The sequence below is a fragment of the Haloplanus sp. genome (assembly GCF_028275055.1).
Taxonomy (GTDB): domain Archaea; phylum Halobacteriota; class Halobacteria; order Halobacteriales; family Haloferacaceae; genus Haloplanus.
The window spans coordinates 23,403-36,056 of record NZ_JAQCNJ010000088.1 but is presented as its reverse complement, the minus strand read 5'-3'; the positions used below and the strand labels follow the sequence as shown (position 1 = coordinate 36,056).

The following is a 12,654-nucleotide window of genomic DNA, read 5'->3' as shown; positions in this document are numbered from 1 at the left end:
GCAACGAGGGCAGCCGCCCGGTCGGCGTCGAGCGCGAGCGGTTTCTCCGACCAGACGTGTCGGCCCGCACGGAGCGCCTGCTCGGTCACGTCGGCGTGGGCCCCGTGGCTGGTGAGGTTCACGACCAGCGGCGCGTCCGTGGCGTCGAGGGCCGACCCGAGGCTCGTGTACGCCGTCGCGTCAACCGTCTCCGAAAACGATGCGACGCGGTCCGGGTCGAGGTCGCAGACGGCCGCGATCGAGAGGCCCGAGTCGTCGAGGTCGGCGGCGTACTTCCGGGCGACCGCGCCACACCCCACGAACACACACTCCATATTCTTTTTGCGGGCGGCGGCAGTGAAAAGTCCCGCGCCGGTGTGGGGTATAAGCCCCCTGCTCACATCCTGGATGTATGGCACGAGTCGCCGTCCTCCACAACACGCTCGACGGCCGCGGTGGGGCCGACGCCGTCTGCCTCCACGTCTGCGAGGCGCTCCAGTCCGTCCACGACGTGACGCTCATCACCCTCTCGCGGTCGTCGTTGTCCGACCTCAACGACCTGTTCGACACCGCGGCCGCCGTGCGGGTCCACCGACCAACCGGCACGCGCCCCGTCTCACAGGTGTTCGACGCCATTCCCGACCGCTTCGGCCCGGCGCTTGCCCCCCGGAGTGTCCTGCTCCGGGCGGCCTTCAGCCGCCTCGCGGACCGCTTCGACATCGCCGTCAGCACCGCAAACGAGTTCGACCTTCCGGTGCCCTCCCTGCAGTACGTCCATTACCCGCAGTTCAACCGCCGTCACGCCCCGGCAGAGGCGGCGACCCGCCTCGATCCGTTGTGGAGTCGGTTGGCCGGTGTCGGGGACCGGACGCTCCCGGCCAACGCCACCCTTCTCGCCAACTCCGCGTGGACGGCCGACGACGTCAACGCCATCTACGGCCGCCGGCCGACCGTCCGCCATCCGCCGGTCGATCCCCCATCCGACCCTCGACCCTGGGCGGCCCGCGAACCTGGCGCCGTCGTTCTCGGCCGCCTCGCCCCGGATAAGCGACCGCTACGGGCGATCCGAATCGTCGACGGTGTCCGCGAGAAGGGCCACGACCTCCACCTCCACCTCGTCGGGTCGTCGTCACCCATGTACGACGACTACGCCGGTCGGGTCGCGGCCGCGGCCGCTGACCGGCCGTACGTCCACCTCGAACGCGACGCCCCCCGGGAACGCGTCGACCACCTGCTGGAGACCCACCGCTACGGCCTGAACTGCAAGCCGGGCGAACACTTCGGGATGGCCGTCGCGGAGTACGTCGCCGCCGGGATGGTGGCGTTCGCGCCGGACTCGGGTGGGCAACGTGAAGTGCTCGACGGGCGGTCCGACCGCCTGTTCGATTCGACCGCCGACGCCGTCGACACCGTGGCCGCCGCCGTCGACGCGGGCGACGAACCGACCCTTCCCCGGGACCGCTACGCGAGCGAGCGGTTTCACGCGGCCGTCCGGGCCGACGTGGCGGCGGTGTTGTCGCCGTCCGACTCGACGACGGTCCGACCGTGACCGTAATCCGGACGACACCCGACCGCTGGGTCGTCTCCCGACCTGGCATCGGCGTCGACAACGTCCCCCTTGACCTCCCACAGCGCGTGTCTACGCGATGAACGGTTTGGCCACGGTGTTCTCGACCCGTCGATCACATCCTCACACCCCCGTTCGCCACAGAACGCCATCGACGACGTAACCGTGGCCAACGACCGCCCGCCGTTCTATCGGGAGTGACCCTGTTTTGCGTGACCCACGCGGTAATCGAGAGTGCCCCCGAACTGCGGGACGGTGGCCGAAGCGTCCGGCAGACACTTGACGACGGCGTGGTCGACCGCGCTGTACACGGGTCAGCCCGTGACTACACTACACCGGGTCGGGCGTCCGCCGACCGTTCCGCTCGGCCAAGACGATCCGATCGGAACCGTCGAGCCGACGGATCACGCCTTCGTCGTCCAGGTGTCGAACGGTCGCCAACACGGTCAGTAGCGGGAGTCGAAGCCGGTCGGCGATGCGGTCCGGTGTGGCGTCGCCGACCCGCTCTAGGTACAACACGACGAGCTTCGATGTGTCGCTGTCGAGCGTGTCGAACGTGTCCATACCTGTCAAATTCACGCCCGTAGTCAAATAGTTAACGACGGTCGTCGAACAAACATACGACAGACACCGTATCCGGTCGCCAGCCTCAGAGTTCGCCTTTCGTACTCGGCGTGTCGGACCGCCGCTCGTCGATCCGCGTTGCGTCGTCGAGACAACGCGCAAGGGATTTGAACAGCGCCTCGACCTCGTGGTGGGCGTTCTCGCCCGTCACCTGGGCGTGGCACGTGAGTCCCGCCTCCGTCGCGAGCGAGCGCGCGAAGTGGCGCGCCATGACGCTCGTGAAGTCGCCGACGCGTTCCTCGGAGAACTCGCCGTCGAACCGAAACAACGGTCGGCCGCTCACGTCGACCACGACGCTCGCGACCGCCTCATCGAGGGGGACGCGCCGGTCGGCGAACCGGCGGATTCCCCGCTTGTCGCCGAGGGCATCCTCGAACGCCGCCCCGAGAACGAGCGCAACGTCCTCGACGGTGTGGTGGTCGTCGATATTCAGGTCGCCGTCACACTCCACGGTGAGGTCGAACAGGCCGTGCTTGGCGAAGGATTCGAGCATATGATCGAAGAAGCCGATGCCGGTGTCGACGCGGGCGTCGCCATCGCCGTCCACGTCGAGCGTCAGGTCGATGGTCGTTTCGGCGGTCTCACGGCTCCGAGCGGCGGTTCGGTCCATACCCGGTTCTGGTGGGGTGTGCGTAAGTGGATTGTGCCACGTCCCGCGTGTCCGTTCTTCCGATCAGTCCGACCGTTCTCGCTCCGACAGCACCCCCGGAGCCGGTCGAGACCGACCGTCGCCACGAACAGAACCCCCCCGAGATACAGAAACGACTGCGGGTTTCCCGGGCTCCCGTAGCCGACGGCCGTCCCCAGATAGCCGAGCACCGATCCGGTCCAGCCGACGCCCGTGATTCCCGCCACCGTGTGGAGCACTCCGTCCTCCGACGTTCGTTTTAGAGACATGTGGTGACCATCCTCCGGCACGTACACCTCCTCGGCGGGGGTGATGAGCCTACTTTCGAGGTCGGTACCGGATGCGTGCCGGGACGCTACGGTCATCCCGGTCGGTCCGGACCCGGCACATCCGGTCCCGCGGCCCGCGTTCGGTCGGCCGATCAGACGTTCATCGCCGTGTCGAGGGTGAACGCGCCCTCGTACAACGCGGTGCCGACGACTACCGCCGCCGCCCCCGCATCGCGGCAGGCGCGCACGTCGTCGAGGGTGGCAACGCCGCCGCTCGCGATTACCGGTACGTCCACGGCATCGACGAGTCGCTCGATACGCCCGACCCGCACCCCCGACAGCTTCCCCTCGACGTCGACGTCGGTAAAGAGAATCGCCGCCGCACCCAGATCGGCGTACCGCCGTGCGGCCTCGACGGGGTCGAGACCGGTCCCCTCCGTCCACCCAGAGACGACAACCTCGTCGCCTTTCGCGTCGAGGCTCACGATCACGCTCTCCGGGCGCTTCTCGCTGATCTCGGCGACGATGTCAGGGCGCTGGACCGCCGCAGTTCCGAGGATCACGCGGTCGACACCCCGGTCTCTGAGCCTCACCGCGTCATCGACGGTGCGGATACCGCCGCCGAGTTGGACCGGAACGTCCACCGCGTCGACGACCGCCTCGACCGCCGCGGCGTTCGCCCGTTCGCCCTCGAAGGCCCCGTCGAGGTCGACGAGGTGAAGCGCACGCGCGCCGGCGTCGACCCACCGCCGCGCGGCGTCGACCGGGTCGCCGTAGCGCGTCTCAGTTCCGCGCTCGCCCTGCACCAACTGCACCGCCTCGCCGTCCTGCATGTCGACCGCGGGAACGACCTCGAACTCGGGGAACTGCGTCATAACGGGCGTGGGCGGGGCGGCGGCCTAAAGCCTCCGACCGCGGCGAGGCCACGACTCGCGGTCGCAACGGATTTGTGCCCCGGGCGACGACGCTCGGTCGATGCAACTGTTCGGGTCCAGCGGCACACGCGGGGTCGTCGGCGAGGAGTTCACCCCTGATCTCGTCCGCCGGGTCGCAAGCGCCGCCGCGGCCGTCTGGGACACCGACCGCATCGCCGTCGCACGAGACACCCGACTCTCCGGAGGCCCGTTCGCGAACGTTGTCGCGGGCACCGCCGCGAGCGCCGGCGTCGACGTGGATCGACTCGGGGTCGTCCCCACGCCCGGTGCCGCGTACTACTGCGAGACGGAGGGCGTTCCGGTTGTCCACCTCACCGCCTCCCACAACCCCCCGCGGTACAACGGGATCAAACTTCTCGGCGACGACGGGACGGAACTCGCGGTCGACGCGTACGAACGCGTCGAGGCGGCCGTCGACAACGGGACCACCCCCGCGGCGCCGTGGAACGACGTGGGGACGGTCCGGCGTGTCGACGGCGTCAACGCCGACTACCGCGCGGATCTGCTCGCGGGTGTCGATCGTCACGCCATCGCCGCCGCCGACCTGACCGTCGCCCTCGACCCCGGCCACGGTGCGGGCGCGTTTGTCTCCCCCGACCTCTTTCGCGAACTCGGCTGTGCGGTCCGGACGATCAACGCAGAACCAGACGGCCGCTTCCCCGGACGCGACCCGGAACCCGTCGCCGAGAACCTCGACGACCTCCGCCGACTCGTCCGGACAACCGACGCCGACGTGGGCATCGCTCACGACGGCGACGCCGACCGCGCCATCTTTGTCGACGAACGCGGCGAGGTCGTCGACGGCGACGCCTCGCTCGCGGCGCTCGTGGACGCAGCGGTCGGCACGAACGACGTTGTCGTCGCCGCGGTCAACGTCTCCCAACGGCTGGTCGACGTGGTCGACGCCGCCGGTGCGGCGCTCGACCTCACACCCATCGGATCGGCCCACATCGTGACGCGGATTCGCGAGCGCCGCCGGGCCGGCGAGCACGTTCCGGTCGCCGGCGAGGGAAACGGCGGCGTCTTCTTTTCCGATTATCGTCTGACCCGCGACGGCGCGTACACGGCGGCGAAGTTTCTCGAACGCCTCGCGGACGCCGATGCCCCGGTGAGCGAGGTGGTCGCCCCCTACACCGACTACCACCTCGTCCGCGAGAACGTCACCTACGACGGCGACGAACTCGACGCCCTCCTCGACGCTGCCGCGGCCTACGCCCGCGACGCGGACGCCGACATAGACACGACCGACGGCTACCGCCTCGACTACGGCGACGCGTGGGCGCTCGTCCGCCAGAGCGGCACCGAACCGAAGATCCGAATCTACGCCGAGGCCCGCGATCACACCCGTGCGTCCGCCCTCGCGGCCGACCTGCGTGAACACCTCGAAGCGACGCGCTAATCCCCGGACCCGGAGAGTGCCGCCTCCAGCCGTTCTCGCTCCGCTCGCGCCTCGTCCAGTTCCGATCCGACCGCTTTCTCGGCCAACCGCTCACGCTCCGCTTTGTCCAGTTCGTCACGGGCCATCGCCGACTCCCGGAGACGGTCGTACGCCACCTCGTCGGGGAGGGTCCGAAGCCGCCGCGCCGCGGCGACGACCGCCTCGGGGGCGAACCGGGCCGTGACCGAGACGAGTTCCTCGGCGCGGTGTCTGAGCGCCCCCGCCGTTGGCGGCGGCCACTCGACCGTCAGCGGGCTGGCGTCGAGGCGTTCGAGATACGTCCGGTGGGTCGCGACACGCGTCCGGAGCGCCCCGGGGTCGTCGACGTAGTGTGAGAGCTTCGACGACGAGTAGTCGGCGTACTTCAGCAGCGTCGGTATCGACTCCTCGCCGGCCGTATACGTCGCCACATACTCCTGGAGCTCCGACGGCGGCTGACGGAACGCGGCGAGTGGATACGCCCCGCTCGCCTCGACGACACGGAACACCTCTCGGGCGCTCGCCTCCCGCCTGAACGCCGTCCACGCGGACTCGACCGCGTCGTTGTACGACTCGACGGGGTCGCGCAGACGTTCGACTGGCGCCGCGAGGTCGGCCTCGCCGAGCCGTTGCAGTCGCTCCAAATACTCGATCCGGTCGGATAGGTCGCGGAGCCGTCGGCGGGCGTCGCGGCGGGCTGTCTCCAGTTGTTCGTCTGCCGCCGCCCGATCCGAGAGCAGGCCGATCCGGTCTGCCGCCGGATCGAGTGCCTCGCGGGCGCGGTCGAAGTCGGTCTCGCTGAGCCGACGCTGATCGAGGATATCGTTGGCCGCCTCGAAGGCGTCGCGGGCCGGCAGGTCGTCGTCCAACCCCTCGACGAGTTCGACAAACGCCTCCTGAAACTCGACGAACGCGGCAAAGTCGCCGGTTCCGGTCGCCCGTCCCTCGTACCGGTCGAGCAGGTCCGTCGCCTCACGGTACGCCGTCTGGACCTCGTTCAGGCGCTTCTCGCCGTGGTCCTCGACGGCCGCGTGGGCGTCGGCGGCCGCCGTCCGTGCTGCCCGAAGCGCCGCCGCGGGGTCGGGGTCGTCCGGGTCGGCGCCGGCGTCGCCGTCGGGTTCGGCTCGCTTCATCCGTTCCCATCCCCGTCCCCGTCTCCGTACGCCTCGTCAGGGTCGAACACCCGTTCGCCGACCGTCTCGTCGTCGATGGTCCGGTAGAAACAGGAGTGGTACCCGGTGTGACACGCCCCGCCCGCCTGCTCGACCAGATAGAGGAGGGCGTCGCCGTCGCAGTCGATCCGGACCTCTCGTACCGCTTGCGTATGGCCGCTTGTCGCTCCCTTCTCCCAGAGTTCGTCGCGGCTCCGCGAGTAGTAGTGTGCACGGCCCGTCTCCCGGGTGCGCTCGAGGGCGGCCGGTGAGACGTACGCCATCATCAGCACCTCGCCGGAGTTTGTGTCCTGTGCAACGGCGGGCACGAGGCCGTCATCCCCGAAATCCACGTCGGCGGTCATGCCCGCTCTTCCGTGTTTCCCGCCGATAGGTCTTGTGTCGCCGGCGTGGGCTGTGTGTTCTGGCCGGCCGATATCGGAAGCCACGACCATCGGCTCCGTCGACGAAACTATGGGATTTGGTGAACTCCGACCCCGCCTCGCCCAGGACGGTGATGACCCCTCCCCGCTCAGGACCGTCCGGAGCTTCTGGCTGACCCCACCCACCGTTGCCTCCCGAAACTGGTCGCGGCGGGATGGGTTGAGCGCCGCCCGGAGGGGTATCTCATCGCCGATCCGCTTCCGCTGACTGCCGAGCGATTCTCCCCTCCCGATCTGCAAACCCCCGGCCACCCGTCGTGGGACGCCGCGAGCGTCCTCCTGGCGCGGCCGCGACGGCGGGATATCCTGTCGGTCGTCGCTGGCCAACCGGACCGCCTCGCCCTCTCGGAACCTGCGACTGACCTGCACCGGCAGGCTCCGCCCCGACGCGCCGACGACCGAGACCGCACGCTCCAGGCCACTCTCCATTACGTCGACCTGCCGGTGTTGGCCGACGTTGGCCTCGTCGCGTACGACCCTAACGAGCTGACGGTTGCCCCTGGCTCCCGCCTCCCGAAATGCATGGACCGATTGGGGTTCGAGACGGAGTAGCCTGTGCGGTCAGACCATCCCAGCCGCCAGTAGCAACGCAAAGAGCAGGTCGCCGTAGGTCAGCGCGACACACAGTCCCAAAAACACGGGGACGATAAAGGGAATCCCCGGCGAGAGCCACACCGTCTCCTCGGTCGTCACGACGCACAATCCCTCCCGTAGTTTTTCCGGGGTCGTTCCGTAGGCGCTCCCGTCGATCTCGTCGAGAAACCGCTCGGCGGCCCACGGGTCGTCGAACTCGGCGTCCGGGTCGACACCACAATCATCGGCCGCCGGGTTGCCCGACGCGCCACGCTCCCGGCCGTCGTCGTCGACCGCCCCGTCCGTCGGATCGTCCGTCTCCCCGACGGTCCCGGGGTCGCGGTGGGCCGCCGGGGCCGCCCGAAGCGACGCAAACGTCGTCCCCCGCCACCGTAGGTACATCCGGAGGGCATCCAGATCCAACCCGCTCCGGGTGTAACCCGACCCGTTTTCGAACAGGCGGCCGTGTTCGCTCGGGAGCGCCGCCACGTCGACCCGGCGGCCGAGAAACATGAGCCGCGACCGGTCGCCACGGACGGCGTTGCGGACGCCGAGATAGCAGGGGTAGCCAACGCCGACGAGAACGGCGTTGGTCAGAATCGTCATCGAGAACACGCCGAGGGTCGTCTCGATCCGCGGATAGGCGCTCCACGGGAGGTAGTAGACGGGGTAGGTCGGAAACAGGAGCGCGAGCGTCATCAGCGCCTTGGCGTCCGCGCCGCCGAACCCGCCCAGCCACCACAGTCCGTACGACAGTGGGACGATAACGAACAGGCTCACCCCAACGCGGACGAGAACGAGACGGTCATCGACCCCCGAGACCGGCAGGAGACGACCGATATCCCACAGGAGCGCGACCAGTCCGACTGCGAGCAGCGGATACCACAGCCGGTTCGGCAACCGACGGGTCCGAACGTCACGCCAGGCGGCCCAGCCAAAGGCCGGGACCGCGATCAATCGCAACAGGTCTGTCGGCTCCGCAAGCATTGTCGGGTACGGGAGACGGTGACGATTAGAGCTTCCGGCTCGGTGACGCGTCTGCCGGGCGACGATATCAAAAAACGAGTGGGCTGACCGGAATCGGTGCCGGCGTTAGATAACGCGGTTCTGGAGGTAGTCGAGGTGCTTTGCGTTGTAGACGAGCTGCACCTCGTCGGCCGCCGGGCTGCCGATACAGGTCAGCCGGACGTCCTTCTCCTCGACTTCCTCGTCGGACAGGATCTGTTGCATGTCCATGTCGAGGTCACCCTCCGTGACGATGGCCGCGCAGTTTGCACAGGCGCCGGCACGGCACGAGAAGGGCCAGTCGTAGCCCTGGGCCTCGGCCGCTTCGAGAACGTATTCGCCCTCGTTTACCTCCAAGTTCCCGTAGTCGACATCGTCGAGACCGGCGTCGGCCGCCTTCTCGAAGAGGTCGTCGTCTTCCATCTCCCAGCCGTGATCATCCAGTACTTCGTAATTGAGGTATTCTACCGTTGGCATCATAGAATCATTGCGGCCCCACCCAATTAGACCTTGCTGTTCAAGAAGGACTGCCTTCCGTTTCGCCGGCGAACGTGTTCGACTCTCCCGACACGTCCGCGCCCGATAGCTCCAATGAGAAAAACAAACAGTAGTGTTATTCAGATTTCACACTCGTCCCGCGACGACTACCGGTTCAGTGTGTGAATCGCCTGCCCGCGCACGTTCTCCGCGGCCTCCATCACCGCCTCGGACAACGTCGGGTGGGTGTGCGTCGTCGCCGCCACGTCCTCCAACGTCGCTCCCATCTCAACTGCGAGGGTGAGTTCCGCGATGAGTTCCGACGCCTCCGGGCCGACGATCTGTGCCCCGCGGACAACCCCATCCGCGTCCGCGACCACCCGGACGAACCCGTCGGTTTCACCCCTCGTCAGCGCGCGCCCACTGGCGGTGAACGGCATCTCCCCGACGGCCGGATCGAACCCCACCTCCCGCGCCTCGGCTTCCGTCAGCCCGACCGTCGCGATCTCGGGATCGGTGAACACCGCCGCCGGCACCGCCCCCGTGTTGAGGGCAGACGCGTCGCCGGCGACGGCCTCGGCGGCGACAAGCCCCTCCGCCGACGCCGCGTGGGCGAGCATCGGTTCGCCCGCCACGTCCCCGACGGCGTAGATCCCGTCCACGTCGGTCCGACACCGCTCGTCGGTCTCGAAGAAGCCGTCGTCGGTCGGTTCGAGCCCCGCGTTTTCGGCGTTGAGCGTGTCGGTCACGGGATCACGCCCGACCGCGACGAGCACCCGGTCCGCGGGGTGTGTCGACCCCTCGCCCCCCGCTGTCTCCGTCGTGACGACGACCCCGCCGTCGGCGCTCTCGTGCCACCCGGTCGCCCCCTCACCGAAGGCGAAGTCGATGCCGAGGTTTTCGGCCCGCCGTCGGACGACCCGCGCCACGTCGTCCTCGTACCCCGGAAGAACGTCGTCCAGCGTCTCGATCACGGTCACGTCGCTCCCGAGTTTGGCGAACACCGTCGACAACTCCATCCCGATGTACCCCGCGCCCACGACGACGAGGCGGTCGGGGACGGTTTCGAGGTCGAGAACGGCCGCCGAGTCGAGGATCGGGTCGTCCCCGAAGGGAAGCCCGGGCAGTTCGACCGGCCGGCTCCCAGTCGCGACGATGCAGCGTTCGAAACTGATCGTTTCGGCTTCCCGGTCGCCGTCGCGTTCGACCCGGACCGTCTCCTCGTCGAGGAACCCTGCGGTCCCCTCCACGAGGCGCACACCGTTTGCCTTACACAGCTTCTGGACCCCACCGGTCAGGCGGTCGACGACATCGTCTTTCCACCCACACATCGCCGCGAGGTCGACCGCCGGGTCGGCGTGGATCCCCATCTCCTCCGCCGTCGCGGCGTCGTGGGCGATGTCGGTGGCCGTGATGTACGCCTTCGATGGGATACAGCCGCGGTTGAGACACACCCCGCCGTAGGCGTCGCGTTCGACCAGTGTCACGTCGAGACCACGCTGTGTGGCGCGGATGGCGGCGACGTAGCCGCCAGGACCCGCGCCAACGACCAGTACGTCCGTGCCGGTGGTCACGTCTCCGACAACCATACCTCACATCCCAGCGGGCAACGGATAAAGACTGGTTGGGATCGACGCGTTCGCCCGCCGGTGTCAGCCGCTCAGTTCGTCGATACGGTCGGAGAGCGCCTCGACGGCCTCCTCCTGTGTCGTCGTCTCGCTGACCATGTCGTCGGCCGTCCCGGACACCTGCTCGGTCGCCTCCTGCGCGTCCCGGATCATCGAGGTGACCCCCTCGATGCGCACCGCCTGATCGTCGTTCGCGTCGGCGACCTCCTCGATGTCGAGGGCGGCGGTCTCCACGGCGTCGGCGATCTCCTCGAACGCGTCGACGGTCCGGCTGATCTCCGTGTCGACCTCGCTGACCTGTTCGTGGGAGGCTTCCACCGCATCGACGGTTTCTCTGGACTGTGCCTTGATTCGCTCGATATGTGTGGCGATCTCGTCGGTGTGGGCCTGTGTCTCGTCGGCGAGGTCTTTCACCTGATCCGCAACGACGCCGAACCCGCTCCCGGCATCGCCCGCCCGCGCGGCCTCGATGTTGGCGTTCAGCGCCAGCAGATTCGTCTGGTCCGCCACCTCCGCGATCACCTCCACGACCTCCTCGACCTCCTCCATGCGAGCCGAGAGCTCCGACACCGTCTCCACGAGATCCTCGCTCGTCTCGTTGACCGCGTCCGCGACCGTGCGGGCGTCCCGAGCCGACTGGATCCCGGTTTCGACCTCGGAACGGGCCTGCTCCGCCGCCGTCGCCACCTCGTTCGACGTGGCGGCGATCTCTTCCATCGTCGCGCTGAACTCGTCCATCTCCTCGGCGGCCTCCCGCAGCGCGTCGTTCTGCTCGTCGACCTGGTCGTCGATCCGACGGGCCGCCTCGGCCGCCGATCCGACGGAGGTGGCCAGTTCCGCGGTCCGCTCGTCGACCTGCCCGACCAGCGACTGGAAGTCCGCCACCATCCCGTTCAGTGCGTCGACGATGTCGAGCAGTTCGTCGTCGACGACGTCGGTCCGGCCGTCGAACTCCGCACGCGCCGTGAGCGACCCGCTCCCGATCCGGTGGAGCGTCTCCGTCACCTCGCCGACCAGCGACTCCATCGCCTCCTGCCGGCGGACCTCGTCGGTACGGTCGTCGAGTATCTCGAAGACGGCGATCAGGTCGTCGTCATCGTCGAACATCGGCACGGCCCAAAAGACGATTTCGACCTCCGACTCGTCGAGTGTCGACGCCGTGCTCGTGTCCTTGTAGACGTGGTGGTCGCTGTACGGCGTGTCCTCCTTCTCGACGCCGAACTCCTCGTGAGCGTCGTACGGTGCCTCGATTACCTTCTCGGCCAGCGTGCGTTTTCGCGCCCCCTCGTTGTAGGTCGCCTTGACGACACTCTCCTGTGCCGTCTTGCCGATTGCTTCCTCGCGGTCCATGCCGACGAGCGCGGCGTGGCCGTAGTTCCAGCCGATCACCCGGCTGTCCGAATCGAGCATATAAACGGGGTACGGGATGGCTTCGAGCACCGCCTCGACGGTCAGGAGCGCGTCGGCGTGTTCCTCCTCGTCGTCGAAGTCGTCGTACGCCCGCAGGCCGGCGACGGCGTCCGACACCGTGGCGTCGAGACTGCGTCGGAGCGCCGCCTCCGCCGCCTCGACCTCCCCGTTCCGGACCATCCCGAACGCCGCCGTCACCAGTTCGTCGACCGCGCCGGTGTAAGCGGCCGCGAACCCGGCCGCGCCGGCCCCCGCCGCCGCGTACCGTTGGGCTAGCTCACGGCTCGCCTCGGCGTCGTTCTCGCCGCTGGCAACCGCGGTGAGGTGGTCGGCGTGTGTGGCTCGCACCGCCTCCCCGACCGTCGGACCGTCCCCACCCGACAGGGCCGCCGCGTCGATGTCGACATCGAGCGTCCGTGCCCCCGTCTCGGGCTCGAACGTTACGCCCCTTCCGCCGTCGGTTCGCGTGTCGCCGTTGGCCTCGTCCGATCCGGTCGCAAAAAGCGTCCGTAGCCACGTCATTACCGTTCGGTTCTTGGGACCGCTTA

General features: G+C 68.5%; 13 protein-coding genes. 3 read left to right on the top strand and 10 right to left on the bottom strand.

The features are described 5' to 3' along the window. Positions 1 to 314, bottom strand: a 314-nt coding sequence (locus tag Q0925_RS10975) for a Gfo/Idh/MocA family protein (RefSeq protein WP_299335402.1), incomplete at its 3' end; no start/stop codon positions are given. Positions 315 to 391: 77 nt separating this feature from the next. Here Q0925_RS10975 and Q0925_RS10970 point away from each other — a divergent pair. Beyond that, positions 392 to 1,528: a glycosyltransferase gene (locus Q0925_RS10970; protein WP_299335399.1), complete on the top strand. Its 1,137-nt coding sequence runs from the start codon at positions 392 to 394 to the stop codon at positions 1,526 to 1,528. A gap of 348 nt (positions 1,529 to 1,876) precedes the next feature. On the opposite strand, the gene Q0925_RS10965 is transcribed toward Q0925_RS10970, so the two are convergent. The 3 genes from Q0925_RS10965 to hisA all read right to left on the bottom strand — a co-directional run bounded on the left by Q0925_RS10965 (position 1,877) and on the right by hisA (position 3,942). Continuing rightward, entirely contained in the window at positions 1,877 to 2,110 is a 234-nt protein-coding gene (locus Q0925_RS10965) for a hypothetical protein (protein WP_299335397.1), read from the bottom strand. An 85-nt stretch (positions 2,111 to 2,195) separates the two neighbouring features. Continuing rightward, positions 2,196 to 2,780, bottom strand: a complete 585-nt coding sequence (hisB, locus tag Q0925_RS10960; RefSeq protein ID WP_299335394.1) for an imidazoleglycerol-phosphate dehydratase HisB — start codon at positions 2,778 to 2,780, stop codon at positions 2,196 to 2,198. A 439-nt stretch (positions 2,781 to 3,219) separates the two neighbouring features. After that, complete coding sequence (gene hisA, locus Q0925_RS10955) at positions 3,220 to 3,942, bottom strand: 1-(5-phosphoribosyl)-5-[(5-phosphoribosylamino)methylideneamino]imidazole-4-carboxamide isomerase (RefSeq protein ID WP_299335392.1); 723 nt, start codon at positions 3,940 to 3,942, stop codon at positions 3,220 to 3,222. Between the two features lie 100 nt (positions 3,943 to 4,042). Here hisA and glmM point away from each other — a divergent pair, with 100 nt between their 5' ends. Next, positions 4,043 to 5,401, top strand: a complete 1,359-nt coding sequence (gene glmM / locus Q0925_RS10950; RefSeq protein WP_299335390.1) for a phosphoglucosamine mutase — start codon at positions 4,043 to 4,045, stop codon at positions 5,399 to 5,401. On the opposite strand, the gene Q0925_RS10945 is transcribed toward glmM, so the two are convergent. Both Q0925_RS10945 and hisI read right to left on the bottom strand, forming a co-directional pair. Continuing rightward, the gene (locus Q0925_RS10945) at positions 5,398 to 6,552 is read right to left on the bottom strand and encodes a DUF7118 family protein (RefSeq protein WP_299335388.1); all 1,155 of its coding nucleotides are present in this window, start codon (positions 6,550 to 6,552) and stop codon (positions 5,398 to 5,400) included. The genes glmM and Q0925_RS10945 overlap by 4 nt on opposite strands. Then, positions 6,549 to 6,935, bottom strand: coding sequence for a phosphoribosyl-AMP cyclohydrolase (gene hisI, locus Q0925_RS10940; RefSeq protein WP_299335406.1), 387 nt, complete (start codon positions 6,933 to 6,935; stop codon positions 6,549 to 6,551). The genes Q0925_RS10945 and hisI overlap by 4 nt, the downstream gene beginning before the upstream one ends. A 186-nt stretch (positions 6,936 to 7,121) precedes the next feature. On the opposite strand from hisI, the gene Q0925_RS12495 reads away from it, so the two are divergent. Next, positions 7,122 to 7,565: a DUF7344 domain-containing protein gene (locus tag Q0925_RS12495; protein WP_422653629.1), complete on the top strand. Its 444-nt coding sequence runs from the start codon at positions 7,122 to 7,124 to the stop codon at positions 7,563 to 7,565. A 9-nt stretch (positions 7,566 to 7,574) separates the two neighbouring features. Here Q0925_RS12495 and Q0925_RS10935 read toward each other — a convergent pair whose 3' ends face one another. From Q0925_RS10935 to Q0925_RS10920, 4 genes are all read right to left on the bottom strand, one after another. Next, positions 7,575 to 8,573, bottom strand: coding sequence for a prepilin peptidase (locus Q0925_RS10935; RefSeq protein ID WP_299335386.1), 999 nt, complete (start codon positions 8,571 to 8,573; stop codon positions 7,575 to 7,577). A 105-nt stretch (positions 8,574 to 8,678) separates the two neighbouring features. Next, positions 8,679 to 9,068 carry a ferredoxin Fer gene (gene fer / locus Q0925_RS10930; protein ID WP_299335384.1) on the bottom strand — a complete coding sequence of 130 codons (390 nt, stop codon included), beginning with the start codon at positions 9,066 to 9,068 and terminating at the stop codon, positions 8,679 to 8,681. 167 nt (positions 9,069 to 9,235) lie between these two features. After that, positions 9,236 to 10,657: a dihydrolipoyl dehydrogenase gene (gene lpdA / locus Q0925_RS10925; RefSeq protein ID WP_299335382.1), complete on the bottom strand. Its 1,422-nt coding sequence runs from the start codon at positions 10,655 to 10,657 to the stop codon at positions 9,236 to 9,238. Between the two features lie 63 nt (positions 10,658 to 10,720). Next, positions 10,721 to 12,628 carry a methyl-accepting chemotaxis protein gene (locus Q0925_RS10920; RefSeq protein ID WP_299335380.1) on the bottom strand — a complete coding sequence of 636 codons (1,908 nt, stop codon included), beginning with the start codon at positions 12,626 to 12,628 and terminating at the stop codon, positions 10,721 to 10,723. Positions 12,629 to 12,654 lie beyond the last annotated feature (26 nt).